The organism is Mesorhizobium sp. M1348, from assembly GCF_040317925.1.
Classification (GTDB): domain Bacteria; phylum Pseudomonadota; class Alphaproteobacteria; order Rhizobiales; family Rhizobiaceae; genus Mesorhizobium.
Map to the genome: position 1 here is coordinate 76,706 of NZ_JAMYLH010000010.1, position 24,736 is coordinate 101,441.

The following is a 24,736-nucleotide window of genomic DNA, read 5'->3' on the forward strand; positions in this document are numbered from 1 at the left end:
GACATGAAGCCAAGCTGGGCCGGCCTCCTCCTGCTGATCGCCGTGATCGTTGTGCTGGCGCTGCTGCCGATGCTGGTCAACAACTACTGGCTGCGCATTGCCACTGGCGCGCTGATGTGGGCGGGGCTGGCCTGCTCTTGGAACATGCTCGGCGGCTATGCCGGCTACATCAATTTCGGCCATTCGGCCTTCTTCGGGCTCGGCGCCTATGTTACGGCGCTGCTGATGGGCGACAGGCTCGCCTGGCCCTTCTTCGCCACCCTCCCGGCCGGTATCGTGGTGACGGCGCTGTTTGCCATCATCATCGGCGCGCCGACGCTGCGCCTGCGCGGCGCCTATTTCGCCATAGCCACCTGGGCCTTCGCCGAGGTGCTCATACAGTTCGCCTCGGTGATGGACTTCACCGGCGGCATCGGCGGCATTGGGCTGCCGCCCTTTCTTGACGAGCGCTTCTTCTACTTCGCCATGTTCGGCGCGGCTGCGCTCACCTATCTCATTACGTGGGCGCTGTTCGAGCGCTCGCGTTTCGGGCTGAAGGTCAAGGCGCTGCGCGATCATGAGCCGGCGGCCGAGGCTATCGGTATCAACACTTCGCTGGTCAAGCTGCAGACCTTCGTGCTCAGTGCCGTCACCGCCTCGGTATTCGGCGCGATCTTCGCCTACTGGGTCACGTTCATCAATCCGAAAAGCGTCTTCGGCGGCGACATCACCGATCAGATGGTGGTGATGGTGCTGCTGGGCGGGCTGGGCAGCCTGTGGGGGCCGGCATTGGGCGCTGTGGCGCTCTTTGTCGTAAACCGCATCATCTGGATGTACTGGGGTGACACCGCCTTCTATATCGCCATATTGGGCGCGGCCATCGTGCTGGTGGTGCTGTTCCTGCCAAACGGCATCGCCGGCCTGTTTTCGAGGCGCGTGGCCAAGTCTGGCGCCGTGCTGGACAAGGCGGTCGGCAATCTTGTCGGCGGCGGCCCGGGACGGCCCAGTTGAGCGCCGCCGAGGGCAAAACGGCTGGCACCGGCAAGCCTATTCTCGTCGTGCGCGAACTCCACTGCCATTTCGGCGGCATCAAGGCCGTCAACGGTGTCTCCCTTGACGTCGGTCGGCGCGAGATCGCCGGCCTGATCGGACCTAACGGGTCTGGCAAGTCGACTCTGTTCAACCTAATATCGGGCACGGTGACGCCGGATCGTGGCCAGATCCGCTTCGACGGTCACGAAATCGGCGGCCGAAAGGCTCACGCGATCGCGCGGCTGGGGCTTGCTCGCACCTTCCAGATTCCGGCCATGTTCGACAATATGAGCGTCACCGAAAACCTGCTGGCGGCTGCGGCCGAGGGCCACTGGCAGGGCGCGCGCGAACGGGCGGCCGATACGCTGGCGCTGCTCAAGCTGGAGCATGTCGCAGACAACCGCGCATCCGATCTTTCGGGCGGCCAGCAGAAACTGCTGGAGTTCGGGCGCGTTGTGATGCGCCAGGCCTCGCTCATTCTGCTCGACGAGGTGACGGCGGGCGTGCATCCCAGCATCCGCAGGATCATCGTGGATGCCATCGCGCGGCTGCGCGAGCGCGGCACCACCGTCCTGGTCATCGAGCACGACATGGAAATGGTGCGGAACGTGTGCGACCGCATAATCGTCATGGATGCGGGCCGTGTCGTGGCCACAGGGCCTTTCAACGACATCGTTCGCAATTCGGAGGTTATGCAGACCTATCTGGGGCGGCCGCAATGAGCACCACGCTCACCACCGACAACATCGTTACCGGCTACGGCAAGCAGGAGATCGTCCATGGCGTCTCGCTGAGCGCGGAAGCTGGCAAGATTACCTGCATCTTCGGGCCGAACGGCAGTGGCAAGTCGACCCTACTCAAAGCCATTGTCGGCGCGCTGCCGGTGTGGAGCGGCACGGCGAGCCTGGGCGAATCAACACTCTCCAACCTTGCCGTCCATGAAGTGGTGCGCCAGGGGCTGGTGTTGATGCCGCAGGGCGGCGGTGTGTTTCCGCGCCTGACAGTGACGGAGAATTTGCGCATGGGTGGCTACGCCATCGCGGACCGGCGGATAGTCGAACAGCGCATCGAGGCGCTGATCGAGCAATATCCCTCTTTGGCACGGCGGCGCCGTACCGCGGCCGGTTCGCTTTCGGGCGGCGAGCAGGCAATGCTTGCGCTGGCGCGGGCGCTGGTTTCGGAACCGCGCTTCATTCTGCTGGACGAGCCTTCCGCCGGATTGTCGCCGGCCATGGTCATCGAGACGCTCGAACGCATTACCACCCTCACCGCGCACGGCATCGGCATTGTGATGGTGGAGCAGAACATCCGCGAGGCGATGCCGATTGCGGACAAGCTTTACATCCTGGCGGCCGGCGAAAAGCGCTTCGAGGGGACGCGTCGGGACGTGCGCGACGACCGGCAGATCATGGAAATCTATATGGGGGGAGCGTGAGAGAAGCGGTCGACACCCCAGCGCGAGTTTGCAAGTGCCAAATGTGGCTTGGCGGCTAATTGTAGGAAGGCGGTCATTTTCGGCAGTCAATTGGGAGAATGATCAGGCTGAGATCGGTTGTCGTACAGAAGTTCAAGCCTGCTGCTCAGAACCTGAACACTCGCCTATGGCCGACTTGGCGAGACCCTTTGTGTCGAGCAACATTTCCGGTCTCATATCCAACTCCCGCCGTTCGTTTGCCGAAGATCTCGCCGAAAAAGGGAATGTTCAGATCACCGGCCCGGCGCTTCGCCGAAGGCACCGGCAGGATTGCCAAGACGGACCGGCTCCTTGGCGAGTGGCCATGGGAATCTCGCCACACTTGTCACTCCAGTGTCGATGTCCGATCCTATTCTATCGCACGAGCAGCCAACTGGTTTACAATTGCTCCAACTGTCGCAACTATGGAGGAAGCCGATGCAAGAGGCCCTCGTCGTCCGCCGCGAGACACACATCCCGGCGCCCCCCGCTGCGCTGTTTGCCCTCCTGACCGATCCGGAGAAGATCCTGCGCTGGATGGGAACGGAGGCGCAGCTCGAGCCGCAGCCCGGCGGGCTCTATCTCGTCAATGTTACCGGGGCTCGCGTCGCTCGCGGCTCCTTCCGGGAGGTGGTGCCGGTGCACCGTCTGGCATACAGCTTCGGCTGGGAAGAGAGCGATGAGGTGCCGCCGGGATCGAGCCTGGTCGAGATCGATCTGATCGAGCAGCCGGACGGAACGCTGCTGCGCCTGACCCACACCGGCCTGCCCAATGCCGAGCAATGCGCCGGCCATGCGGAGGGCTGGGCTCATTACCTCGGCAGGCTGGGCGAGGTTGCAGCCGGGCGTGATCCCGGCCCGGATCCCAAATACGGCCACACGGGCAGGGGGTGACGGCCTTCCGCGCTCGATATCGCCGCCCGTGAGCCCGTTGCAATTTGACGGCGGACGCCGGCTCGCAGGGCGTGTCGAACCCGGCGCCATCGAGGATCGGACCGTACCAGCGCCGGGGGGCGGGGGGAGGATAGATCGGCGGGCCGGCTGCGCATCGTCACGGCGCGGATGACAGGCCGGGCGCGGTGGCCGCATAATCGCACCATGGATCTGCCCGCGCCTCTCGCCTGGCTGGTGGACGAGGCCGGCGCCTCGGCCGCCCCCGACCGGTTTCTGGCCGAGCTCGGCGGCCGACTTCTGGCCGACGGCCTGCCGCTGGCCGGCGGCGCGCTGACGCTCGCGGTGCCGCATCCCATCATCACCCGCCGCACCTGGCTTTGGCGGGCGGAGACCGGGGCAGTGATCGAGGCGCTGGGCTTCGCCGGCGGTCCGCTCGGCCAGGCCGGGCGCGACTGGCTGGCGGAGCTCGGCCCGGTGCAGGAGGGCCCGGTTGGCCGGGCGCCGGATAGTCCGGTGCTGGGCTGGGCCGGAACCCGGCCGTTCGGCCCCGCCGAGGCTGCCCGGCTGCGCCAGGCCGCGCGCTTCGCCGCGGCGCCCCTTGCCGCACTTGCGGCGCGGGCGGCGCTGACAGCGCTGCTCGAGGCTTATCTCGGCCGGCGCAGTGCCGCCCGGGTGCAGGGCGGTGCCCTGCGCCGCGGCACCGGAGAAACCATTCACGCCGCGCTGCTCTATGCCGACCTGCGCGGCTTCACCGCCCTGTCCGAGGCAACCGAGCCCGCGGCGGTGATCGCCGCGCTCGACGCCTGGTTCGACCGCGTCGCCGGTGCGGTGCACGCCTTCGGGGGCGAAGTGCTGAAATTCATCGGCGACGGCGTGCTGGCGATTTTCCCGGTCACCGCTGCGCCGGCCGAGGCCTGCGAGGCGGCGCTGCGCGCCGTCGTCGCCGCCCGCGCCGGCATGGCCCATCTCGATGCGGGGCGGCAGGCGCAGGGCCTGCCGCGGCTGCCGTTCGGCGCGGCGCTGCATCTCGGCGAGATGCTGTGGGGCAATATCGGCGCCGTCGACCGGCTGGATTTCACCGCCATCGGCCCCGCGGTCAACCTGGTCAGCCGGCTGGAGGGGCTATGCCGGCCGCTCGGCCGCTCGGTGCTGATCTCGGGCGCGGTCGCCGCCGAGACCACCACACCGCTGGTGCCGCTGGGCGAACACGTGCTGCGCGGCATCGCGGCGCCCTGCACCGTCTTCACCCTGCCGGATGCGTAATCGCGGTCCTGCGGGGCGGCGGCGTCAACCGCAGATTTCGTTAGCTTGATTTTGGCCATCTAGTCGTCTCCGAACGTCAAAAACTAGGAGCAGAATAGGGGCACTCAGACCCACTGCTCCGGGCTACTGCCGCGTGCTAGAGAAAAGGTCGAAGGCTCAAGAACGCAAGCTAAGTCCTTGCATCGTAGTGGCTTTTCGCATTTTTACTTGCAAACGGCGGACATGAACTTAGACGAAATTGGCGGGCTCTTAGTCGGCTTCCGCCCCCTTCGGCATCTTCATCCGGTACGGTTTCATCAAAGATGATCGATCAGACAACATCCATCAGCCTGCGGCGCCTCGACGCCATGATCGTCACTTGGGGGGAAGGCCGGACTGGCGCCCTGAGCATTTGTGGCGCAACTGCGACGCATGGCATGTGCATGGAATGGCGCGAAGACACCGTCCTCGGGCAAGGTGCGGCAACGCTATCATGTCACGATGATAGCCATCAATTCGCTCTTCTGCCGTGCAGACTTTGGTCTTCCGCTTGATTGGCGCGAACGCGACTTCCTATTCCAAGCGCGCTCGAATGCTTAGGCTCAGGTTTAAGGTGGCGGCGCATTGCGGTCTGGGCAATCAAGGGTTGAGCCTTCCTCACATGGAGAAGGCTGATCGCCAACGCCGCCATAACGTTCAACGAGTTTTGCGAATCCGTAGGCGAAGGCGGAAAGAAGCGCCAGGATAACCACTATTCGGATGGCCATAGGGGATCGTAACAGGATCCCACATTGGATGTCGCAATTCCTCCGCTGCCGGTAGTGCGTCAGTTTGAAATTTGACCTTTGCCGTGTCGCATCCGGTCCCGGCTCCTATATGCTTAGCGGAGGTACGCAGGAGACGTGGGTCATGAGCGTGACGTCTGGTAAGCCCGAGCATGTCGCTACCGCTTTTGCGAACGCTTGGAACCGGCATGACATGGATGAGTTTGCGTCTCTGTTCGCTTCCGATGCTAAGTTCGTTAACGTCGTAGGTGTTTGGTGGAAGAACCGATCCGAGATCGAAGCGGCGCACCGAGCCACCCATGACACCATGTTTCGGGATAGCCGATTAGAAGGCGATATCTCGTCGGTTGTGGAATTGGCTCCGGGGCTTGCTGCTGTTCATTACACTTGGACCCTAACAGGAGCATTTGCTCCTAACGGCTCCCCGGCCGGGGTTAGGAAAGGCATATTGCTTCTGATTGCCCAAGAAGGGCAGTCGGGATGGCGAATCAAGGTGGCTCAGAACACGGATATTGTTCCAGGCGCAATCGCCCCAGCCGGCTCGAAAGGCTAGCTCGCGCCAACCGGAGGCGGAACAGGGCGTCCACCAGCGAGTCTGACCACCAATACGTATGCGTGTCGGAATGCCGAATTCGACTGCTTTGATCCTCATCACCGAGGCCGTCAGCGCCACGCGTGCCGAATTCCTGGTCTTCGCCAAGGCCCATGGCGCCATGGACCTGAGGGTACCGCCCGAGGTGCGCGTCGTTGCGAAAGTGCCTGTCCTCAGCTCAGGCAAGCTCGATTTCCCCGCCGTGACCAAAATGGTGAGCGGCGAAGACATGAAAACCCGAGCGGCTTGACAATAGCTGACTGAGGAAGTCGGCCTGTTTGCCCAATCACATGCAACTAAGGTCGTCTTGGCTCAAAGGTAGCCTTTGGCCGAGGTCGGTTCTGAATTGAAGCCGGCCTACATCTATCACGAAGTGAACGGCAGTTTTGCGCTTCAATATCGGCCGCAGAGGCGGATTTTGCTTTCGCCCAAAAGCAGACATCGCAGCTGACCATGCTGAAGGTCGCGCTCGCACCACCTGCCGACCTCAGCACCTCTAAGCGCAAACGTCTGGTGTAATGGCTGATGCGCGCGCTCGTAGGGCATCTCGCTGTTACATCGCCGTGACAAAAGCACCGCCACGGTGGCGTCAACCGGTTACACAGGACAGGAAATATCTCCGGCCTTCTGGGAGTGACGTGTCAACGTCTCCAGAGTCTGCGTAGGCGCGGCGACTGGAACGCTCCACGCCTCGCAAGCCGGATAGCGAAATCTCGTGAAGGCAAGGTCAAGCTGCGTTCTCCGTTCTGTATCGGCAACGGCCAGCGACTGGGAAAGATGGATACGATGCACGTGGGGCGTCAGGAAGTTGGCAGGACCCGGACGCGGGGCGGCCCCCGTGCAGGCGCTTGGCTTGCCGGTGCAATGACCACGCAGCGCCACCTCGCAGCGATCCTGGCTTGCGACGTGGTCGGTTATTCGCGCCTGACGGAGCGCGACGAGCGCGGCACGCTCGAGCGGCTGAAGATGTACCGCAAGGACCTCCTCGAACCGCTGGTCACTGAGCACCAGGGTCGGATTGTCAAGCTCACCGGCGACGGGATGCTGTGCGAGTTCGCGAGCGTCGTTAACGCGGTGACCTCGGCGATGGCGATCCAGCAGGCCCTGGCAGAACACGAGGCGGAGAGGTCCGAGGAAGAGCGGATTCGCTTGCGCATCGGCGTCAATCTCGGCGACGTGGTCTGCGAGGAGGACGGCGACCTCTACGGTGACGGGGTCAACATCGCCGCCCGACTCGAAAGCATCGCCGATCCCGGCACCGTGGTCGTCTCGGGCACCGCCTACGACCACCTTCAGGGCAAGCTCGATTGCGGCTTCACGCCGCTCGGCAACCTGCGCCTCAAGAACATCGAGCGGCCCGTGCGCGCCTACCGCGTCGAGACCGACGCCAGCGCCTCGGTGGCTGCACCGCCTCCCTTGCCCGAGAAACCCTCGATCGCGGTTCTGCCTTTCACCAACATGAGCGGCGACCCCGACCAGGAATACTTCGCCGACGGGCTGGTGGAGGACATCATCACGGGATTGAGCCGGGTGAACTCCTTCTTCGTCATCGCCCGCAACTCGTCCTTCACCTACAAGGGCCGGGCGGTGGACCTGCGCCAGGTCGGGCGCGAGCTGGGCGTCCGCTACGTGCTAGAAGGCAGCATCCGCAGAGCAGGATCGCGGGTGCGCATCAGTGGACAGTTGGTGGACGCGATCAGCGGACATCATGTCTGGACCAACCGCTTCGAGGGCGACGTGAGCGACATCTTCGACCTGCAGGACAAGGTGACCGAGAGCGTCGTCGGCGCAGTCGAACCGAGCATCCGGCTGGAGGAGATCAAGCAGGCGCGCATGAAGCCGACCGAGTACATCAGCGCCTACGACCTCTACCTTCGCGCGCTGCCGCGCTTCTACAGCATGACGCGCGAAGGCTTTGCCGACGTGCGCCGGCTCACCAACGAGGCGCTCAGCATCGACCCTGGCTTCAACTTGGCGAAGGCACTCGGCGCCTATATCCGCAGCCTATCCGTGAGCCAGTGCTGGCACGAGCCCGACGATATCCGAGTCGCCGCGCGCATGGCGCGAGAGGTACTGGCGGAAGCGCGCGACGATCCCACGACCCTGCGCTTCGCCGCGCAGGTGATCGCCTACAGCGCGAAGGACTACGAGATGGCGTTGCGCACGATCGAGCGATCCCTGCTGCTCAACCCCAATTCGGCGCAGGGCCATACGGGCAGCGGCTGGGTGAACGCACATTCCAGCCGCCCGCTCGTCGCCATCGAGCACTTTCACAGGGCAATGCGGCTGAGCCCGGTCGACCCCGAGAAGGGCATCGCGCTCTCCGGCATCGGGATGAGCTACCTGATGCTCGAGCGCTACGAGGAAGCGCTGGCATGGGGAGAACGCGCGCTGCACGAGATGCCGAACTACGGCTCCTCGCACCGGGTGGTGATCATGGCGCTGGTCAAACTCAACCGGCTGGACGAGGCGCAGGCGGCGGCGCGGCGGCTTATGAAGGCATTCCCGACCTACACGCTCACCCTGCAGAGACAGATCAACCCGTGGCTGGACGAGGTGTTCGCCGAGCGTTACGTCGAGGCGCTGGGCATCTCCGGCGTGCCAGAGTGATCGTCGCGGTTGCAAAGATGCCCGGCGAGGCGACGTTCCCTTGACCCGCGTCGCTTCTGGAAGGCCAGTTCTCTGGCGGCTTGTCTTAGGACTGAGCGCGTAGAGCAGCCGTGAACAGCGGGCGAGCTCTCTGTTGAATTCGCGTCGAACTTCCGGTTTCGATCCGCTTCTTATAAGGCAACAGGCAACCTCCGGGCGGTTCAGATCCTGCTTGGGCACACCGAGATCGAGAATACGGTTCGCCATCCGGATGTCGAGATCGGGGACGCGCTCACACTCGCCGAGGGAACCGAGATCTGATCACGACGGCCTCTCGACTTCGCCGAGAGGCCATCATGTTCTGAAAAGCCAGCGGTCAGTTACGGGGCTGGATTTCAGCAGTGCGCCGCATCACAGCTGTTCGGCAGGGAAGATGGTCATCCCGAAAGCCGCCGGTCCACTGTCGCCCATCAAAAGCGGAACTATGCGGCGTTGAGGCGCTAGGCGAGTTTGCGCCTCGTCTCGGCCGTTGCGACGAGCTCTGCCACTTCCTGAAAGCGCACGCTAACGGCGATCACAAGCCAGATCCGGCCGAGCACCCAGAAGGAAAGCGCCGACCGGAGCAGCAGCCAGAGATGCGGTGTTGGCATTTTCAGGCCCCCTGAATTCGGCCCGGCTAAGTTTGATGGAAAAGTTCGAACAGGCGCCAGGCATTGATCGGCAGCAGAATCAGTTCCAACAGGCTCAGGGATAAGCTGCCGATGAGGGCGCCATAGGCAAAGCACAAACAGCTCAGCACCGCCGTGATGTGCAGCCACAGCATGGCTTTCATTGAGTAGGTGAGAACGGTGGAGAAGCTTCCGAGGAAGCCGATCGTCTCGGTCCAGATCATGATCATGTGCAGCCGGCGGGCCTTGGTCAGCCGGCGAAGCCGCCGTCATCGAGAAAACGTCTCCGCGTCCGCCGTTCCTCTCCTGGTCGCGGCTGGCACTGACCACGACCGGGCATTGGCCCCGGCTGCGCACATGTCCCTCAAAAGTCTGCGCCATGGCGGAGAAGTAACGATTGTCGTGGATGGGCAACATCAGTCCGACCAGGCCCGATCGCGAGCCTCCCAAGCCCCGCGCCTGCAGATTGGTAGTGTACTGGTGGCGTTCGGCGAGGTTGAGAATTGTTTCCGCCGCCGCAACCCGATGGCGCTTGCACGGCGATACGCTTCCTTCACCGGCCCGATAATCACGGCGAACTCGGAGCCAATGCCTCGATCGACAGCCAATACGCGGCGTCAAGACGATAAGGCGATCCGGCTCGGCACGATCCGGCTGCGCTTGCGCCCGTTCCGGCCCGCTCGCATGCGATCAGCCCGCTGGCCGACAAGGCGAAGGTGCGCCGCGATACGTGAGTCTGGTCGCATCGATCCACGGAATGAATGCTTGACCTCAAGTTAACTTCAGCTTGTACCAATGGGTTGTATGGATTGAAGGAGTATCGTCAATGCTGACCAACATTGATCTTCAGGGACTTCGTGTAGCAGTCACCGGCGGCACGTCCGGCCTAGGACTGGCGCTTGTCCGGCAGCTTGCCAGAGAGGGTGCGTTCGTCGCCTTCGTTGCCCGCACTGCCGCGAACGTCGAACGCATCGCTGACGAGACGGGCGCACATGGCATCGTCGGCGACGTCGGCAAAAAGGACATCTACCCGATCGCGTTGCAGGTCACCGCGAGCCTAGGCGGGCTCGACGTTCTGATCAACAATGCGTCGAGCCTCGGGCCCGTTCCACTGGCGCTCCTTGCCGATACCGAGTGCGAAGAGCTGGAAAAAGCGCTCGCGGTCAACCTCGTCGGCGCGTTCCGGCTGACGAAAGCACTGTTCGGTGCACTTGCCGCGTCCGCGCGCGAGGGCCGTGGCGCGCTGGTGATCAACATCTCCAGCGACGCGGCGGTGAACGCTTATCCCGGCTGGGGCGCGTATGGTGCGAGCAAGGCCGCTCTTGCTCACCTGACGGCGATTTGGGACGAGGAGGCGAAGGCCGACGGCATCCGGCTCCTCGCGCTCGATCCCGGCGATATGGACACCCCGCTGCACGCGCTGGCGCTTCCTAACGCCGATCCGTCGACATTGAAGCGTCCCGACCTGGCTGCTGCCGAGATCATCGAAAAAATGCTCGATACGTTGCCGGCCGGCGCAACACTTCTCGCCGAGACACGCGGATGATTGCCGCCGACCGTCCGGATCGGCGCGCCGCCAGGCTGCTCGTCGTGGAGGCGGACGGCGCGACGCGCGACCTGTCGCGCACTGAACTCGCGATACTGTTCGATGCCGGCGATCTGGTCATCGCCAATGACGCCGCGACCTTGCCTGCCAGCTTGCGCGGCACGCACCTTCCCAGCGACGAGGCGATCGAGATCCGCCTGGCAGGCTGGCTGACATTTCCCGACCCAACCAACTTCCTGGCGATTGCCTTCGGCGCGGGCGATCACCGAATGCGCACGGAAAATCGGCTGCCTCCGCCCCCGCTATCACCAGGCGATCACCTCCGGCTCGGCCGGCTTGAAGCCGTCATAGAGTGCCTTCTCGACCATCCTCGCCTTCTCGAGTTGCGCTTCCCAGGCGACCGCGCAGCGGTGCTTGCAGGACTGGCGCAGCACGGCCGGCCGATCCAATATGCGCATGTTCGCGAACCGTTGGCACTTTGGAATGTCTGGACGAAGATTGCCGCCGGGCCGGTGGCGTTCGAGGCGCCATCGGCAGGCTTCGCACTCAACTGGCGCACGCTCCAGGCCTGGCGTCGGCGAGACGTGGGCTTCGCAACACTCACGCATGCCGCGGGCGTGTCTTCCACCGGGGACCCCGCTCTCGACTTGCGCCTCCCTCTCGACGAGCCGTACCGCATTCCCGAGCGCACGGCGGCGCAGGTCGCGCGGGCGAAGCTCCGCGGAAGCCGCATCATCGCAATCGGCACGAGCGTGGTGCGCGCGCTTGAGGCAGCTGCCAACCCCGACGGCAATGTGCGTGCCGGAAATGGCATTGCGACAGGGCGTATCGCGCTGGGCACGCCACTTCGCGTGGTCGATGCGATTCTAACAGGCGTCCACCAGCCCGGCGAAAGCCATTTCGAGCTCCTGCGAGCCTTTGCCGACGATGCCCTGCTCGCCAAGGCCTCCGCAGCCTTCGCCGAGCACCGATATCGCACGCATGAATTCGGCGATTCCATGCTGCTCAATCGCCAACGGCTGGATCGATCACGCGAACAGAAGCGACTGAAGTGCGCGAAACGAAGCCTCAACTCTAGGCGATCCGATGATCTTGGTTTTCCAGCCTTTCGAAAATGACATTTTGATTAAGTAATTCATCTAAAACAACTATTTTTGACACCAGTAACTTCGACTCTAGGGGTCCGGAGTTCGAATTTCGTCGCCGGGAGTCACGCGCGAGCTGCGGCTGAGACGCGGATAGGCCCGCGCCCTGCGCCGCCCAGCGGTGATCGCCACCACTGCCTATTCGCCGCGCCAGGGGCTGAGCCGGGACCGACGATGGCGGTATTCAAATTGACGCTAATACAATATTGCCTACGCTCCAACGTTGGGCGAAAGTGTGCGCCGAGAGGCAGGAGGCCATAGTTGGCTTTAGCTTAGACCTTGCCCAAATCACGAGAGAATACCTTGCAGCTCGTGAACCGGCTCAAGGCAGCAGCTTGTGCTTCAGCCTAGGCGGAAGATGCCAGGTGGATCGTCTCTTCCACTGTAACGTTGCGTGGTTGGGAAGCAATTCGGCAAGCCTTTTCACAGAACGAAGACAGAGATCTCGCTTGCGCAATACAGGAACTCAGCAATTACCCTGATGTTTGGGCAGGATGCCTTCGATGCGCCATGACGACCAGGAAACTGGGAGGCGACGCGTGAAGTCTTGGTAAGGGCAGCTGGCACGTAGTGGTGGTGTCGACGATCGGCTGAACGCCCGGGCTCCAGACAGTGTCGAGGAGACAGCGGATGAGGCAACTCGAATTTTTCTATTTCCTTGGGAGTGGTTATGCATACCTCTCCGTCATGCGTATCGGCCCTTTGGCGAGGGACGCTGGCACGCGATGAACGGGAATGTTTGATATGACAACGTTGACAGTGACGACAAGGGGACAGGTAACGTTCCGCAAGGACGTGCTGCAACATCTGGGCATCAAGCCGGGCGAGAAGATCGAGCTTGATCTGCTGCCCGACGGTCGGGCAGAATTGAAGGCGGCACGCGCGAAGGGGTCGTTCCGGGACCTCCACGGCTTCCTCAGAGGCAAGACGAACGGCCGGGCGCTCAGCATCGAGGAGATCAACGAGGCGATAGCGGAAGCGGGCGCCGCGGCCGGGTCCGGCAAGGAATGAGGGTTACGGCCGACACGAATGTGCTTCTGCGCGCCTATGTCGCCGATGATGAGGGGTAGGCAGCCATTGCGGTCGACCTGCTGGCCAAAGCGGACATCGTGGCCGTGAGCTTGCAGGCCTTGTGCGAGTTCGCCTGGGTTCTGGCCCGGCAATACCAGACAGAGCGCGAAAATATTGCCGCGGCGATCCGGGCGTTGCTGAACACCGCGAATGTTGTAGTCAACCGGCCCGCAGTTGAGGCAGGGCTGTCAGTCCTCGATGCCGGCGGCGATTTCGCGGACGGCGTGATCGCTTTTGAAGGCGGCTGGCTTGGCGGGGAGACTTTCGTCTCGTTTAATCGGAAGGCCGTCAAACTGCTTTCGGCGCAGGGACAATCCGTACAGCTTCTTTTCTAACGTTTCCGCGGTGGTCTTTCGCCCTGTGCTGTCCGTCTTTAGAGGCTGCTGCGAGCAATCGGATTCAGTCTGCGGTTCGGATGTCAGATCAAGAATGGCGCGGTGAGAGCCGATAATCGCCGATAGATGGGTTGTGGAAATCGTTAGAAATTTCCCAACTACGAGGCCGACTTGGTCGCGCAGATCGCGTAGCGATGCTGCGTCGAGCGTTCCAGCGCCCTGAGGAAGTTCATGTGCCGTGCCTGCGCGCGATGAATCGCGCCGAGCCGGGTGTCGACCACCGGTATCTCGAAGCCAGCCTCCACGAGAAGCGCGCAAACCTCGTCCGCTTTGGCGCCGTGCGAAAAGTGCAGCCGCGAAAGGATGCTGCGATGGCGGTCCGCCATCGCCTGATCCAGTCCGTGGACCGGCTCGCCTGTCCGGCCAATGGCCCTTTCCAGGACTTGTCGCAGAGAGGTTACCCAGGTCTTACTGACGAAATCACCATCAATGATCAGCAGCCGTCCGCCAGGCTTGAGCAGCGAGAACCATTCGGCGAACGCCGCTCGCGGATCCACCAACGTCCAGACGAGATGACGGGTGACGAGGACGTCATAGCTTTCTCCTTTTTCAAGGGTGCGCTCGGCGTCGCCGACCAGGAACCGGATGCCGCTTTCCCTCTGCGTCGCCTTTGCACGCGCGCGGGCAAGCATGGTCTCTGACCAATCGAGCCCGGTCACGGCATAACCCAGGTCGTGCATGAGATGGGATACGACCCCGGTGCCGCAAGCGAGGTCGAGCGCGCGACGCCCATCCCCGCGCCCCAAATGCTTGAGCATCAGCCTGTGCCAGGCCAAGCGTTCCCGCTGTGAGAAGATTTCATGCCCCACCGAAAGGTCGAATGTTCCGGCGCGCGTCGACCAATAGTCGCGTATCTCGTCCCGCAGCGAATAATTGGGCTCGCCCGCCATTTCAGACCCCTTGTCGTCGCACCAGTCTGGAATGGCTCTAAAAGATATTTCTTGAGAATTGAAGTCATCTTTTATAAGCCACCCTCTGGCTAGTCCACTTCAAGAGAGGGCGCGATGAATTTCGGAAGGATCCCAGCAGGGACGATGGCGGCCGCTATCGTCGCCCTGTCGATGACGCTGGCCGCCAGGGCCGAAAGGGTTGCAGTGACTGACATCACGGGCCGCCAGGTCGAGGTGAACGTCCCGGTCGAGAAGGTAATCCTGGGTGAGGGCCGGCAGGTCTATCTCGTCGCGGCACTCGACACCGAGGATCCGTTCAAGCGCATCGCTGGCTGGCGCGAGGATTTCAGCCAAGCGGATCCGGACAATCACGCCGCCTATCTCGAAAAATTCCCCAGGATGGCGGAGATCCCAACTTTTGGCGGCTTCAAGGACGGTACTTTCGACGTCGAGCAGGCCGTCTCGCTCAAGCCCGACGTCATCCTGATGAATATCGAGTCGAAGCAGGCTACGGAAGACGGCAAGTATATCGAGAAGCTCGCCGCCGCCGGCATTCCGTTGGTCTATGTCGATTTCCGCGAGCGCCCCTTCACCAACACCGAACCCAGCATGCGCCTGTTCGGCAAGCTGTTCGGCAAGGAGGAGCGCGCCGAGGAATTCATCACCTGGCGCGCCGCCGAGATCGCGCGCGTTACCGATGTCATCGAGAAGGCCAAGCCGGAAAGGCCCAAGGTCCTCATCGAACGCGCCGGCGGCTATTCCGACGACTGCTGCATGAGCTTCGGCGACGACAATTTCGGCAAATTCGTCGAGATGGCAGGCGGCGACAACATCGCCAAGGACATCATCCCCGGCACGTTCGGCACGCTCAATCCCGAACAGATCATCGCATCCGACCCGGATCAGATCATCGTCACCGGCGGATGGTGGGAAGCCTATGTGCCGGGCGGTGCCTGGGTCGGCGTCGGGCCCGGCCGTGATCAGGCAGAGGCGCTGCGCAAGCTGAAGGCGCTGACCGAGCGGCCGGCGCTGACCGGCGTGAAGGCCGTCGAGGATGGCGCGGTGCATGCCATCTGGCATCAGTTCTACAACAGCCCCTATCAGTTCGTGGCCATCCAGCAGATGGCGAAGTGGCTTCATCCGGATCTTTTCGCCGATCTCGATCCCGAGGCGACCTTCAGGGAGTTGCACGAGAAATTCCTGCCCGTCGCATATAGGCCCGGCCACTGGGTCTCGCTGACCGATGTCGATTGAATCGACGGCCGTCAGCACCGCGCTCGACAGCACCGATGGACGAGGGCGTTACCGCGCTCTCGTCTGGCGGCGGCAGTTGATCCTTGCCGGCCTCGGCGCTGCCCTGCTCTTCAGCCTGTGCGTCGACCTTGCGGTCGGTCCCGCCCGCTACGGACTTGGCGAGGTCGTGCGGGCGCTTGTGTTTCCCGACACGGTGCCGCAGCAGGTGCGCGTGGTGCTCTGGGACATCCGCATGCCGGTGGCCCTGATGGCCATTGTCGTCGGGGCAGCGCTCGCCGTGGCCGGCGCGCAGATGCAGACCATCCTCAACAACCCGCTGGCGAGCCCCTTCACGCTCGGCATATCCGCCGCCGCGAGCTTCGGCGCCGCGCTTGCACTTGCCTTCGGCGTGAGGCTAGTCCCCGCCGCGGTAGAGTATGTTGTGCCGATCAACGCCTTCGTGATGGCGATGCTGGCGGCCTTCCTCATTCACGTGCTGAGCGTAAAGCGCGGCGTCAGCGCGGAGACCATCGTGCTGCTCGGCATCGCGCTGGTTTTCACCTTCAACGCGCTGCTCGCGCTCGTCCAGTTTTTCGCGTCGGCGGAAGCGCTGGCGGCGGTCGTCTTCTGGACAATGGGCAGCCTCACCAAGGCCACCTGGCCGAAGCTTGCAGTCACCACATTCATTCTCCTCGCAGTCTTACCCATTTTCGCCCGGCGCGCCTGGGCGCTGACGGCGTTGAGGCTCGGTGAGGACAAGGCGGCCAGCTTCGGCGTCAAGGTCGGTCGCCTGCGGCTCGAGACGCTCATCCTGGTGAGCCTCCTCGCCGCCGTTCCCGTCGCCTTCGTCGGCACCATAGGTTTTATCGGCCTCGTGGGCCCGCACATCGCGCGCATGGTCATCGGCGAGGACCAACGCTTCTTCCTGCCCGCCTCGGCCCTTGCGGGCGCGCTCATCCTGTCGGCTAGCTCGGTCGTCAGCAAGTCGCTTATCGCTGGGACGGTCTTCCCGATCGGCATCGTCACCTCGCTGATCGGCATCCCGTTCTTCATCTCGCTCATCCTGTCCAGCACGAGGCGCTCATGGTGACGATCCGGCTCGAGGCGCTCGGCGCGCGCTACGGCACGAGCCTCCGGCTTCGGGATGTGACGACGCCAGCGTTCGAGGGCGGAGACATCGTGGCCGTGATCGGTCCGAATGCCGCCGGGAAGTCGACGCTCTTCAGGCGCATCGCCGGCCTCCTGCACGGACCGGGAGCAATGCATGTCGAGGGGGCCATTCGCGGGAAGAGCGGCATCTGCTACATGCCACAGGAAACGTCCGCCAACGCGGTGCTCACCGTCTATGAGTCAGTGTTGCTCGCCCGTAAGCAGGGTATGGGCTGGTCTGTGAGCGACGATGATCTGGCTCGCATCGACGAGACACTGGCGGCGCTCGGCATCGCCGACATCGCTTTCCGCAACATTGGCGAGCTTTCCGGCGGCCAGCGGCAACTCGCCAGCCTGGCACAAACGCTGGTGCGCGAGCCGGAGATCCTGCTGATGGACGAACCGACATCAGCACTCGATCTGTCTCGGCAGGTGGAAGTGCTCGGCCTCATGCGGGAACTTGCTCTGGCGCGAGGCATGGTCGTGCTGATCGCCCTGCATGATCTCAATCACGCCCTGCGCTTCAGCGATCAGACAATGGTCATCGCGGACGGCCGGCTGGTCGCATGCGGGTCATCGCCGGCCGTCATCACATCCGATCTGCTGCGGGACATTTATCACCTCAACGCGCGCATCGAGCCGTGCTCGCGCGGCATCGGCCATGTCATCGTGGATGGCGTGGCGGATGCGCGTCGGACGGTCATAATGCCGGCAGCGGAAACCGAATCCGGGATTCGGAGCAGATTCGAAGCGGCAGCCGTTCCGGCCGCGTGACGGCAACCGCATTTTGCCGGTTGATCGACGCGCGCACTGATCGACCTGATCCTCTGACCGCTGGTTGAAGCGCGGCAGCGTGCCTGCATTCAGCTCAAGGCGTGGCCGGCCAATCCATAGACCCAAGGCCCATTGTCTTCCCGGTTCAGAAAGCGGCGCCCTTTGGACATGGTCGTAACGGTCTCGGCAATGCCGAGGCCGCACTGCTGGAGAAACGCGGCAAACACGCCATCCTTCTCGCGGGTGTCGACGCGGGCGAACCGTCCTGCCAGTTCCTTCAGATGCACGGCTGTGAGATGGACCGCATCAAGATCGTTGCGCGCGACCATGGGGCCGATCACGTGACCACGTCCGAACTCGCGACATATGGAATAGCCGACGATCTCGCCGCCGCGGCTCAAAGTGCAGATTGAGGCATCGGCCGCGAGCAACGCGAGCAGCCTCTCGCGGTTTGTCCCAAACGCGCGCGTATCCAGCGCCGTGATCTCCTTCAGCCTGTCGCTCGATAGCGCCTGCAATTGACCGTCCAGGGCCGGCATTGTTGGGAGCGTCTGTGGGACCTCCCCCTGGCGCATGTATACGATCGCCTCGGTCGTGAAGCCGAGTGAGACATAAAGAGGATAGGCAGCATGGGTAGCATTGAGTGCCAAGTTGCGATCGCCGCACTGCTCGAGCACCAAGTCCATGAGCCATCGGCCGCCTCCTTGCGCTTGCGTGCGGGGCGTTGTGATCACTACGCCGATGGTGGCGAAATCGTCCCCGTGAGGAAACCACATCGCGCTGCCGAAAACGCGTCCAATACCATCAACGGCAACAATGCCGCGGCCGGCACGGCGCAGAAAGTCCCAATCCTTCGGCCGATGAGGCCAGCGGACTGAGATCGACAGCGCGTGCAGTAGCTTGACGTCGACATCATCAATGTCCCGCGCGACCAGTTCGAAGGATTTCAGGCGTACTGATCTCTGCATCTCAGTCGATCCGCTCCTTCAACGAATGCGCAAGGCACGCGGTGTTGATCCTGTCATCGATCACCATATCGCGACATGCCCCTTTTGCCGCAGCATTACACGGGAAAGCCAGCAGGTTTCGCTGGTTCGAGGTGCTTTTTCGCAATCTTTGGCCAAAGCACGACGCGATTCGGCAGGGAACACTGCTGCCTACGGATAGGCTGGTTGCACCCGGTGATAGTGTGCAAGCAGATCGGACCGCCATGAACGTTGAAGAAATCCTCGCGACGCTGATTGGATTTCCCTCTGTTGTGGGCACCCCAAACGGCGCGATCGTCGATTGGATCCGCGACTACTGTCAGGCAGCCGGAGCCGAGGTGACGGTTCTACCCGGTCCCGAGGGCGACCGGTCCAACCTTTTCCTCACGATCGGCCCGTGCCAGGGTCGGGGCTACATCATCTCCGGACATATGGATGTCGTCCCGGCCGGCGAGCCGGAATGGAGCTCGGACCCGTTCGTCCTGCGCCGCGAGGGCGGCAGGCTATACGGCCGCGGCACCACCGACATGAAGGGCTTCCTCGCCTGCGCATTGGCCGCACTCCCAGGACTTGCGGCGATGACCCTGCGGCAGCCAGTTCATCTCGCATTCTCCTACGACGAAGAGGCGGGGTGCCGTGGTGTGCCGCATCTCCTAGCCGCGTTGCCGAGCTTATGCGAGAGGCCGCTTGGCGCGATTGTCGGCGAGCCGAGCCGGATGCAGCCTGTGCGCGCGCACACGGGGAAGGCCGCCGCGCGGCTCGAGGTGATCGGGCGATCAGGCCATTCCTCACGCCCCGATCTCGGACTCAATGCCGTGCATGCCATGGCCGGCGTCATCACGCACGCCGTGGCCTACGGCCGATCCCTCGCCGACGGGCCGCTCGATCAAAATTTCGAGCCCCCATATTCTTCCTTGCAGGTGGGCGTCATCGCCGGTGGGCAGGCGGTCAACATCATCCCTGGCCACTGCACTGCCGATATCGAGGCGCGCGCCGTGCCCGGCGTTTCTCCAGCCTCCCTGCTTGAGCCGGTCAAGGCCCGGCTTTTCGCCCTGCGAGACAGCGGCTTCGATGTGGCGTGGCACGAGTTGAGCACCTATCCCGCCCTTGCGCCCGCCAACGGGAGCGAGCTAGCGGCCGTTCTGACGGAGCTGACGGGGCAGGAGCCGCTGACAGCCGTGAGTTACGGCACGGAGGCCGGACTTTATCAGCAGGCCGGCATCGATGCGGTCGTTTGCGGACCCGGCGACATCGGCCGTGCCCATCGTCCCGACGAATATATCGAGATTGGTGAACTCGCCGCTTGCCGGAAGATGATCGAGGGGCTCGGCGCGCGTCTTGCGGCCTGAAGGAAGGGCGGTCACCATGGCGTTTCTTTTCAATTCCGATGCGGCGCGTGCTGCGGTCTTCCGCGAGATCTTTGCGCGCCAGCTCCCGGATCTGGAATTCTTCCATTCCGGGGACGAGATGGAGCCGGAGAAGGTGCGCTATCTCATCACCTGGACGGTGCCGGACGAGATCGCGCGCTACCGCAATCTGGAAGTGCTGTTTTCGATCGGCGCGGGCGTTGACCAATTCAAGCAGGACGTGGTGCCAAGCCATGTGAAGCTTGTGCGCATGGTCGAGGACGGCATCATACGCATGATGCAGGAATACGTCGCGCTCGGCGTGTTGGCGCTCCACCGGGAGATGCCCGCCTATCTCGAGCAGCAGAAAAGATGCCTCTGGCAACCGATTGCCGCTCGACAGGCGGCCGAACGCCGGGTTGGTTTCCTCGGCCTTGGCATGCTGGCCCGCGCAGCTATCGAGCGCTTGGAACCGTTCCAGTTTCCGGTTGCCGGGTGGAGCCGCAGCGAAAGGCGCATAGAGGGCGTCGCCTGTTTTCACGGCACGGACCAACTCGCGGGCTTTCTGAAGCAAACGGATATTCTTGTCTGCCTGCTCCCGCTCACGGAACAAACGCACGGCATGCTCGATGCAGAGTTCTTCGACTTACTGCCCGTCGGGGCGCAGCTGCTGCATGTCGGCAGGGGTCCGCAACTGGACCAGGCCGCGCTGATCGACGCGCTCGACACCGGTCACGTATCTGCGGCGATGCTTGATGTCACCGATCCAGAACCGCTCCCGCAAGACCATCCGCTGTGGTCGCATCCGAAGGTGATGATAACGCCGCACATCGCCTCGGTGACGCAACCGCATACGGCGGCACAATCCGTCGTGGACAATATCCGGCGCCACCGCGCCGGAGAAGAATTGATCGGCCTCGTCGATCGGACACTCGGCTACTAACCAGGAAACATCACATGTCACTTCTGATCACGATCGACACAGTTCCAGACTTCGCGCCGAAGGAGGCATTACCGGCTCCGGAGCGGCTCATTTCGGGCAATCCATCCTTCAAGACCTGGGCGCAGGATGCCTCGAAAGGTGAGAAGGTTCTGACCGGCGTCTGGGAGGCGACGCCCGGCGAGACGCATTCGATCAAGGGCACTATCTACGAGTTCTGCCACATCGTTTCGGGTCTCGTCGAAATCGAGGAGAGGGGCGGTGAGACCAAGACCTACCGCGCCGGCGACAGTTTCGTAATGAAGCCCGGTTTCGTCGGCGTCTGGCGCACGATCGAGACCGTGCGCAAGATCTACGTCTGCGTTTATGATTGAGTTCAGTGCTCAAGGTCGGGCCGAATAGCGCGCGCGGCCGTTCCAGAACAATCGGCTTTCCAGGTTCCGCCTGACGCGATTCGACGCCGTCGGGCGGCTCATCCACGACGGAAAATGCGGCCGGCGGTCCATTATTGTTCCGATGACGCTAGTGCGAATGAGGACCCCCATCAATGAAGACCTACAAGATAGCGCTTATCCCCGGCGACGGCATCGGCAAGGACGTGACGCAGGCGGCATGGCAGGTGCTGCAGGCGGCGGCTAAGCGGGGCGGTTTCGCCCTTGATGACACAAGATTCCCGTGGTCGTGCGCCTACTATCTGGAGACCGGTGCAATGATGCCGTCAGACGGCATCGAGACACTTCGAAAATTCGATGCGATCTATCTCGGCGCCGTCGGCTGGTCCGCGGAAGTGCCCGACTCTGTATCGCTTCACGGACTGCTCCTGCCGATCCGGAAAGGGTTCACGCAGTACGCCAACATACGACCGCACCGGCTGTTGCCGGGCGTTCAGGGGCCCCTCCGCTCCGATGGTTTCGATATCCTGTGCATCCGCGAGAATACGGAAGGCGAATATTCCGGCGCCGGTGGGCGGGTTCATTCCGGCACGGCCGATGAGGTCGCGGTCGAGACTGCGATCTTCACGCGTACGGGTGTCGAACGGATCATCCGTTTCGGTTTCGAACAGGCGCGGTCGCGTCGCAAGCAGCTCGCATCTGTCACCAAATCCAACGCGCAGAAACACTCCATGGTTTTCTGGGATGAGGTCACGCGCGAGTTGGCGAAAGACTATGCCGATGTGGAGGTCTCGCAGTACCACATCGACGCCATTGCCGCCCGCATGGTCCTGGCGCCGGAAAGCCTCGACGTAATCGTCGCATCGAACCTTTTCGGCGACATCCTCACGGATATTGGAGCGGCCATTCAGGGCGGGCTGGGTTACGCCGCCTCCGCCAATATCAATCCCGATCGCAGCGCGCCTTCCATGTTCGAGCCGGTCCATGGTTCGGCGCCCGACATCGCGCATCTCGGCGTCGCCAATCCGATCGCAGCGATCTGGTCCGGTGCGATGATGCTCGAGCACCTGGGCGAGAGGCAGGCTGCGGCAGAAGTGATGTCGGCAATCGAGTCCGCAACCGCGCGGGGGATTGGCACGATCGCGGGCAAGGACAGGACTGAAACAATCACGCAGGCCGTGCTGGCACGATTGAGCTGAAAGAGCAGAGGAAAGACCATGAATGCGATGACGAAGATTGGTATGTTCAACGATTCCGACCTTTTCCGCCAGCAGGCGCTGATTGGCGGTGTCTGGTGGGATGGCGAAACGAAGGGCGTGGTCGATGTCATTGACCCTGCCAGCCAAAGTGTTCTCGGCACCGTTCCCGAAATGGGGGAGAACGAGACGAGAGCCGCAATCGACGCTGCGGCCGAGGCGTTCAAAGGCTGGAAGAAAAGGACCCATGCCGAGCGTGCAGGATTTCTGGAGCGCTGGCACGACCTCATCCGTCAGCACGAACAGGATCTTGCGCTCCTGCTGACGCTGGAACAAGGCAAGCCGCTTGCCGAGGCGTTGGCGGAAATCCGCTACGGCGCATCTTTTGTGAAATGGTTTGCGGAGGAGGCGCGCCGGATCGGTGGCTCGACCATTCCGTCACCCACGGCCGATCGCCGCATTCTGGTGCTGAAAGAACCCGTCGGGGTCTGCGCCATCATCACGCCGTGGAATTTCCCCAACGCGATGATCACGCGCAAAGTAGCACCGGCGCTGGCCGCAGGTTGTACGGTTGTCATCAAGCCGTCGGAATTTACGCCATTCTCGGCGCTGGCGCTCGGCGTTCTGGCGGAACGGGCAGGTATCCCTGCCGGCGTGATCAACATTGTGACCGGTATGCCCATCGAAATCGGCAACGAACTGATGGCCAACGAGACGGTGCGCAAGATCTCGTTCACCGGTTCGACCCGCGTCGGTGCGCTGCTCATGCGCGGCGCGGCCGATAGCATCAAGCGGCTGAGCCTGGAGCTTGGCGGCAACGCGCCCTTTATCGTCTTTGACGACGCCGATCTGGATAAGGCAGTTGAAGGGGTGATCGCATCCAAGTTCCGCAATGGTGGTCAAACCTGCGTTTGCGCGAACCGGATTCTCGTGCAGGAAGGCGTTTACGATGCTTTCGCCGAAAAGCTGAGCCAGCGTGTCGCGCGGATGAAGGTTGGCGCAGGGACCGACGAGGGCACTGAGATCGGGCCGATGATCAACGCCGCCGCGATCGATAAGATCGAGCGTCACATCGCGGATGCACAGGCGAAAGGTGCGCGGGTCATCGCCCAAAGCGAGACGGTGCCGGAGGGCAAGCAATATGCACGGCCGGTCGTGCTGGGAGAGGCTACCACCGAGATGCTCCTGGCATCGGAAGAGACGTTCGGTCCGGTGGCGCCGCTCTTTCGCTTCGAGACGGAGGAAGAGGCCATCGCGATCGCAAACGGTACGCCGTTCGGCCTTGCCGCCTACTTCTACACCGACAACCTCAAGCGGTCATGGCGTGTTGCTGAGGCGCTGGAGTTCGGTATGGTCGGGCTCAACACAGGCATGATCTCGACCGAGGTTGCGCCTTTCGGCGGTGTCAAGCAGTCAGGAGTGGGGCGCGAAGGATCGCAGCTCGGCATCGAGGAATATCTCGAGGTCAAGACGCTTCATGTTGGCGGGCTTAATTAGTTATCTTGCAAGCAGGTGGAAATACTTAGCCTAGAGCGTTGGAACAACAAGAAAGGGGCGGTGAAAACCGCCCCTTCTCTATTGCGACCAGTGATTATTAACGTTTGGGAGCGCCTCGGTCTGGCGACTGCGCCAGCAAACAGACGTTCAGGCGAATTCCCGAACAGGCTCCAGTCCGACGGCGCCGGCCAGACCGCCGATATCCTTGATCTCGGTATATTCGTAGAAGGGGTTCGCAGGCTCGTGGCCGCGGTTCACCCAGACCTTGCTCTTGATACCGAGATCATAGGCGGTCATGAGATCATAGCGAAATGAGGACGACACGTGCGTAATGTCCTCCGGGCCGCAGCCGAGCTTCTCGAACATATATTCGAAGCCCTTCATCAAAGGCTTGTAGGCGCCGGTCTCCTCGGCCGTGATGACCATGTGGAACGGTACGCCGAGCTTCTCCACGTTTGACATGATCAGGCTCTTCATGGAGTTCGACAGGATCACCAGTGGGATTTCCCTGGCGACCTTGGCCAGGCCCGCCGGCACATCCGGGTGCGGGCCCCATGTCGGCACTTCCGCATAGATGCGCTGGGCATCCTCGGGCCGGAATGCGACGCCGTTGCGCTTGCAGGTCCGTTCCACGGAATTGTGCACGACCTCGACATAGGGCTTCCAGGCGCCAAGAACCTCATCGAGGCGATAGGCCGAGAAATCCTTGATGAACTGCGCCATTCCAGCTGGGGAGAGCTGCGCGCCGTAAACGCGTCTCGCCGCGCCGGCCATGTCGAAGTTGGTCAGTGTACCGTAGCAGTCGAAGGTGATGTATTTCGGTCTGAACTGGGTCATGGGCGTCGATCCTTCCTGTCGGCACTGCGTGCCTTTAACAGCAAGGATCATAATGAGAACCGGAGAAGACTAGTCGCCGCATTCGATGCGCCCTGAAGCAGATTG

The 24,736-nt window shown here is 62.7% G+C and carries 24 protein-coding genes and 3 pseudogenes; 21 read left to right on the top strand and 6 right to left on the bottom strand.

Annotated features, from left to right (window positions below; genetic code table 11):
* The first annotated feature begins 3 nt into the window (after positions 1 to 3).
* The 9 genes and pseudogenes from NKH13_RS18465 to NKH13_RS35660 form a co-directional block, all read left to right on the top strand.
* Positions 4 to 990 (top strand): branched-chain amino acid ABC transporter permease, encoded by a 987-nt coding sequence (locus NKH13_RS18465; RefSeq protein ID WP_352913528.1) that lies wholly within the window; start codon positions 4 to 6, stop codon positions 988 to 990.
* Positions 987 to 1,733, top strand: coding sequence for an ABC transporter ATP-binding protein (locus NKH13_RS18470; RefSeq protein ID WP_352913530.1), 747 nt, complete (start codon positions 987 to 989; stop codon positions 1,731 to 1,733). The genes NKH13_RS18465 and NKH13_RS18470 overlap by 4 nt, the downstream gene beginning before the upstream one ends.
* Positions 1,730 to 2,446: an ABC transporter ATP-binding protein gene (locus NKH13_RS18475; protein WP_352913532.1), complete on the top strand. Its 717-nt coding sequence runs from the start codon at positions 1,730 to 1,732 to the stop codon at positions 2,444 to 2,446. The genes NKH13_RS18470 and NKH13_RS18475 overlap by 4 nt, the downstream gene beginning before the upstream one ends.
* Before the next feature lie 456 nt (positions 2,447 to 2,902).
* Positions 2,903 to 3,358, top strand: a complete 456-nt coding sequence (locus NKH13_RS18480; protein ID WP_352464137.1) for an SRPBCC family protein — start codon at positions 2,903 to 2,905, stop codon at positions 3,356 to 3,358.
* A 204-nt stretch (positions 3,359 to 3,562) separates the two neighbouring features.
* Complete coding sequence (locus NKH13_RS18485; protein ID WP_352913533.1) at positions 3,563 to 4,621, top strand: adenylate/guanylate cyclase domain-containing protein; 1,059 nt, start codon at positions 3,563 to 3,565, stop codon at positions 4,619 to 4,621.
* Between the two features lie 888 nt (positions 4,622 to 5,509).
* Positions 5,510 to 5,938, top strand: coding sequence for an SgcJ/EcaC family oxidoreductase (locus tag NKH13_RS18490; protein WP_352913534.1), 429 nt, complete (start codon positions 5,510 to 5,512; stop codon positions 5,936 to 5,938).
* A gap of 70 nt (positions 5,939 to 6,008) precedes the next feature.
* Positions 6,009 to 6,227, top strand: a complete 219-nt coding sequence (locus NKH13_RS18495; protein ID WP_502908401.1) for a hypothetical protein — start codon at positions 6,009 to 6,011, stop codon at positions 6,225 to 6,227.
* A gap of 614 nt (positions 6,228 to 6,841) precedes the next feature.
* A complete protein-coding gene (locus tag NKH13_RS18500; protein ID WP_352913536.1) occupies positions 6,842 to 8,587 on the top strand; it encodes an adenylate/guanylate cyclase domain-containing protein in 1,746 nt (581 codons plus the stop codon).
* A 162-nt stretch (positions 8,588 to 8,749) separates the two neighbouring features.
* Positions 8,750 to 8,887 (top strand): annotated as a pseudogene (locus NKH13_RS35660) (integrase); the annotation flags it as partial.
* 179 nt (positions 8,888 to 9,066) lie between these two features.
* Here NKH13_RS35660 and NKH13_RS18505 read toward each other — a convergent pair.
* From NKH13_RS18505 to NKH13_RS18515, 3 genes and pseudogenes are all read right to left on the bottom strand, one after another.
* Positions 9,067 to 9,216, bottom strand: a complete 150-nt coding sequence (locus NKH13_RS18505; RefSeq protein ID WP_352464145.1) for a hypothetical protein — start codon at positions 9,214 to 9,216, stop codon at positions 9,067 to 9,069.
* A gap of 26 nt (positions 9,217 to 9,242) precedes the next feature.
* Positions 9,243 to 9,458, bottom strand: a complete 216-nt coding sequence (locus NKH13_RS18510) for a cyclic nucleotide-binding protein (protein WP_352913538.1) — start codon at positions 9,456 to 9,458, stop codon at positions 9,243 to 9,245.
* 79 nt (positions 9,459 to 9,537) lie between these two features.
* Positions 9,538 to 9,747: pseudogene (locus NKH13_RS18515) on the bottom strand (LacI family transcriptional regulator); the annotation flags it as partial.
* A gap of 313 nt (positions 9,748 to 10,060) precedes the next feature.
* Between NKH13_RS18515 and NKH13_RS18520 the strand changes: the two are divergent.
* The 4 genes and pseudogenes from NKH13_RS18520 to NKH13_RS18535 all read left to right on the top strand — a co-directional run bounded on the left by NKH13_RS18520 (position 10,061) and on the right by NKH13_RS18535 (position 13,331).
* Positions 10,061 to 10,780 carry an SDR family NAD(P)-dependent oxidoreductase gene (locus NKH13_RS18520; RefSeq protein ID WP_352913540.1) on the top strand — a complete coding sequence of 240 codons (720 nt, stop codon included), beginning with the start codon at positions 10,061 to 10,063 and terminating at the stop codon, positions 10,778 to 10,780.
* Positions 10,777 to 11,898, top strand: a complete 1,122-nt coding sequence (locus tag NKH13_RS18525; protein ID WP_352913542.1) for an S-adenosylmethionine:tRNA ribosyltransferase-isomerase — start codon at positions 10,777 to 10,779, stop codon at positions 11,896 to 11,898. The genes NKH13_RS18520 and NKH13_RS18525 overlap by 4 nt, the downstream gene beginning before the upstream one ends.
* A 771-nt stretch (positions 11,899 to 12,669) precedes the next feature.
* Positions 12,670 to 12,936 (top strand): AbrB/MazE/SpoVT family DNA-binding domain-containing protein, encoded by a 267-nt coding sequence (locus NKH13_RS18530; RefSeq protein ID WP_352718798.1) that lies wholly within the window; start codon positions 12,670 to 12,672, stop codon positions 12,934 to 12,936.
* Positions 12,933 to 13,331 (top strand): annotated as a pseudogene (locus NKH13_RS18535) (type II toxin-antitoxin system VapC family toxin). Before NKH13_RS18530 ends, NKH13_RS18535 begins: the two are co-directional and overlap by 4 nt.
* 158 nt (positions 13,332 to 13,489) lie before the next feature.
* Here NKH13_RS18535 and NKH13_RS18540 read toward each other — a convergent pair.
* The gene (locus tag NKH13_RS18540; RefSeq protein WP_352913544.1) at positions 13,490 to 14,281 is read right to left on the bottom strand and encodes a class I SAM-dependent methyltransferase; all 792 of its coding nucleotides are present in this window, start codon (positions 14,279 to 14,281) and stop codon (positions 13,490 to 13,492) included.
* Between the two features lie 144 nt (positions 14,282 to 14,425).
* Between NKH13_RS18540 and NKH13_RS18545 the strand changes: the two genes are divergently transcribed.
* The 3 genes from NKH13_RS18545 to NKH13_RS18555 are packed head-to-tail and all read left to right on the top strand — an operon-like array spanning position 14,426 to position 17,437.
* Positions 14,426 to 15,535 (top strand): ABC transporter substrate-binding protein, encoded by a 1,110-nt coding sequence (locus tag NKH13_RS18545; RefSeq protein ID WP_352913546.1) that lies wholly within the window; start codon positions 14,426 to 14,428, stop codon positions 15,533 to 15,535.
* Positions 15,525 to 16,604 carry a FecCD family ABC transporter permease gene (locus NKH13_RS18550; protein ID WP_352913549.1) on the top strand — a complete coding sequence of 360 codons (1,080 nt, stop codon included), beginning with the start codon at positions 15,525 to 15,527 and terminating at the stop codon, positions 16,602 to 16,604. Before NKH13_RS18545 ends, NKH13_RS18550 begins: the two co-directional genes overlap by 11 nt.
* On the top strand, positions 16,598 to 17,437 hold the full coding sequence (locus tag NKH13_RS18555) for an ABC transporter ATP-binding protein (protein ID WP_352913552.1): 840 nt from the start codon (positions 16,598 to 16,600) through the stop codon (positions 17,435 to 17,437). Before NKH13_RS18550 ends, NKH13_RS18555 begins: the two co-directional genes overlap by 7 nt.
* Positions 17,438 to 17,526: 89 nt before the next feature.
* Here NKH13_RS18555 and NKH13_RS18560 read toward each other — a convergent pair whose 3' ends face one another.
* Positions 17,527 to 18,405 (bottom strand): GNAT family N-acetyltransferase, encoded by an 879-nt coding sequence (locus NKH13_RS18560; protein ID WP_352913554.1) that lies wholly within the window; start codon positions 18,403 to 18,405, stop codon positions 17,527 to 17,529.
* 242 nt (positions 18,406 to 18,647) lie between these two features.
* On the opposite strand from NKH13_RS18560, the gene argE reads away from it, so the two are divergent.
* From argE to NKH13_RS18585, 5 genes are all read left to right on the top strand, one after another.
* Positions 18,648 to 19,772, top strand: a complete 1,125-nt coding sequence (gene argE / locus NKH13_RS18565) for an acetylornithine deacetylase (RefSeq protein ID WP_352913557.1) — start codon at positions 18,648 to 18,650, stop codon at positions 19,770 to 19,772.
* A gap of 16 nt (positions 19,773 to 19,788) precedes the next feature.
* A complete protein-coding gene (locus NKH13_RS18570; protein ID WP_352913559.1) occupies positions 19,789 to 20,712 on the top strand; it encodes a 2-hydroxyacid dehydrogenase in 924 nt (307 codons plus the stop codon).
* Between the two features lie 14 nt (positions 20,713 to 20,726).
* Complete coding sequence (locus NKH13_RS18575; protein WP_352464152.1) at positions 20,727 to 21,083, top strand: cupin domain-containing protein; 357 nt, start codon at positions 20,727 to 20,729, stop codon at positions 21,081 to 21,083.
* A 173-nt stretch (positions 21,084 to 21,256) separates the two neighbouring features.
* Positions 21,257 to 22,300: a tartrate dehydrogenase gene (locus NKH13_RS18580; protein ID WP_352913562.1), complete on the top strand. Its 1,044-nt coding sequence runs from the start codon at positions 21,257 to 21,259 to the stop codon at positions 22,298 to 22,300.
* Between the two features lie 18 nt (positions 22,301 to 22,318).
* Positions 22,319 to 23,794 (top strand): NAD-dependent succinate-semialdehyde dehydrogenase, encoded by a 1,476-nt coding sequence (locus tag NKH13_RS18585; RefSeq protein ID WP_352913565.1) that lies wholly within the window; start codon positions 22,319 to 22,321, stop codon positions 23,792 to 23,794.
* Between the two features lie 147 nt (positions 23,795 to 23,941).
* On the opposite strand, the gene NKH13_RS18590 is transcribed toward NKH13_RS18585, so the two are convergent.
* Positions 23,942 to 24,631, bottom strand: a complete 690-nt coding sequence (locus tag NKH13_RS18590) for a haloacid dehalogenase type II (protein WP_352913567.1) — start codon at positions 24,629 to 24,631, stop codon at positions 23,942 to 23,944.
* Positions 24,632 to 24,736: the final 105 nt, after the last annotated feature.

Excerpts from the sequence above, each read along its gene's own strand:
- NKH13_RS18465 (WP_352913528.1), top strand. The coding sequence starts at position 4 with ATGAAGCCAAGCTGGGCCGGCCTCCTCCTGCTGATCGCCGTGATCGTT.
- NKH13_RS18475 (WP_352913532.1), top strand. The coding sequence starts at position 1,730 with ATGAGCACCACGCTCACCACCGACAACATCGTTACCGGCTACGGCAAG.
- NKH13_RS18480 (WP_352464137.1), top strand. The coding sequence starts at position 2,903 with ATGCAAGAGGCCCTCGTCGTCCGCCGCGAGACACACATCCCGGCGCCC.
- NKH13_RS18485 (WP_352913533.1), top strand. The coding sequence starts at position 3,563 with ATGGATCTGCCCGCGCCTCTCGCCTGGCTGGTGGACGAGGCCGGCGCC.
- NKH13_RS18490 (WP_352913534.1), top strand. The coding sequence starts at position 5,510 with ATGAGCGTGACGTCTGGTAAGCCCGAGCATGTCGCTACCGCTTTTGCG.
- NKH13_RS18495 (WP_502908401.1), top strand. The coding sequence starts at position 6,009 with ATGCCGAATTCGACTGCTTTGATCCTCATCACCGAGGCCGTCAGCGCC.
- NKH13_RS18500 (WP_352913536.1), top strand. The coding sequence starts at position 6,842 with ATGACCACGCAGCGCCACCTCGCAGCGATCCTGGCTTGCGACGTGGTC.
- NKH13_RS18505 (WP_352464145.1), bottom strand. The coding sequence starts at position 9,216 with ATGCCAACACCGCATCTCTGGCTGCTGCTCCGGTCGGCGCTTTCCTTC.
- NKH13_RS18510 (WP_352913538.1), bottom strand. The coding sequence starts at position 9,458 with ATGATCTGGACCGAGACGATCGGCTTCCTCGGAAGCTTCTCCACCGTT.
- NKH13_RS18520 (WP_352913540.1), top strand. The coding sequence starts at position 10,061 with ATGCTGACCAACATTGATCTTCAGGGACTTCGTGTAGCAGTCACCGGC.
- NKH13_RS18525 (WP_352913542.1), top strand. The coding sequence starts at position 10,777 with ATGATTGCCGCCGACCGTCCGGATCGGCGCGCCGCCAGGCTGCTCGTC.
- NKH13_RS18530 (WP_352718798.1), top strand. The coding sequence starts at position 12,670 with ATGACAACGTTGACAGTGACGACAAGGGGACAGGTAACGTTCCGCAAG.
- NKH13_RS18540 (WP_352913544.1), bottom strand. The coding sequence starts at position 14,281 with ATGGCGGGCGAGCCCAATTATTCGCTGCGGGACGAGATACGCGACTAT.
- NKH13_RS18545 (WP_352913546.1), top strand. The coding sequence starts at position 14,426 with ATGGCGGCCGCTATCGTCGCCCTGTCGATGACGCTGGCCGCCAGGGCC.
- NKH13_RS18550 (WP_352913549.1), top strand. The coding sequence starts at position 15,525 with ATGTCGATTGAATCGACGGCCGTCAGCACCGCGCTCGACAGCACCGAT.
- NKH13_RS18555 (WP_352913552.1), top strand. The coding sequence starts at position 16,598 with ATGGTGACGATCCGGCTCGAGGCGCTCGGCGCGCGCTACGGCACGAGC.
- NKH13_RS18560 (WP_352913554.1), bottom strand. The coding sequence starts at position 18,405 with ATGCAGAGATCAGTACGCCTGAAATCCTTCGAACTGGTCGCGCGGGAC.
- argE (WP_352913557.1), top strand. The coding sequence starts at position 18,648 with ATGAACGTTGAAGAAATCCTCGCGACGCTGATTGGATTTCCCTCTGTT.
- NKH13_RS18570 (WP_352913559.1), top strand. The coding sequence starts at position 19,789 with ATGGCGTTTCTTTTCAATTCCGATGCGGCGCGTGCTGCGGTCTTCCGC.
- NKH13_RS18575 (WP_352464152.1), top strand. The coding sequence starts at position 20,727 with ATGTCACTTCTGATCACGATCGACACAGTTCCAGACTTCGCGCCGAAG.
- NKH13_RS18580 (WP_352913562.1), top strand. The coding sequence starts at position 21,257 with ATGAAGACCTACAAGATAGCGCTTATCCCCGGCGACGGCATCGGCAAG.
- NKH13_RS18585 (WP_352913565.1), top strand. The coding sequence starts at position 22,319 with ATGAATGCGATGACGAAGATTGGTATGTTCAACGATTCCGACCTTTTC.
- NKH13_RS18590 (WP_352913567.1), bottom strand. The coding sequence starts at position 24,631 with ATGACCCAGTTCAGACCGAAATACATCACCTTCGACTGCTACGGTACA.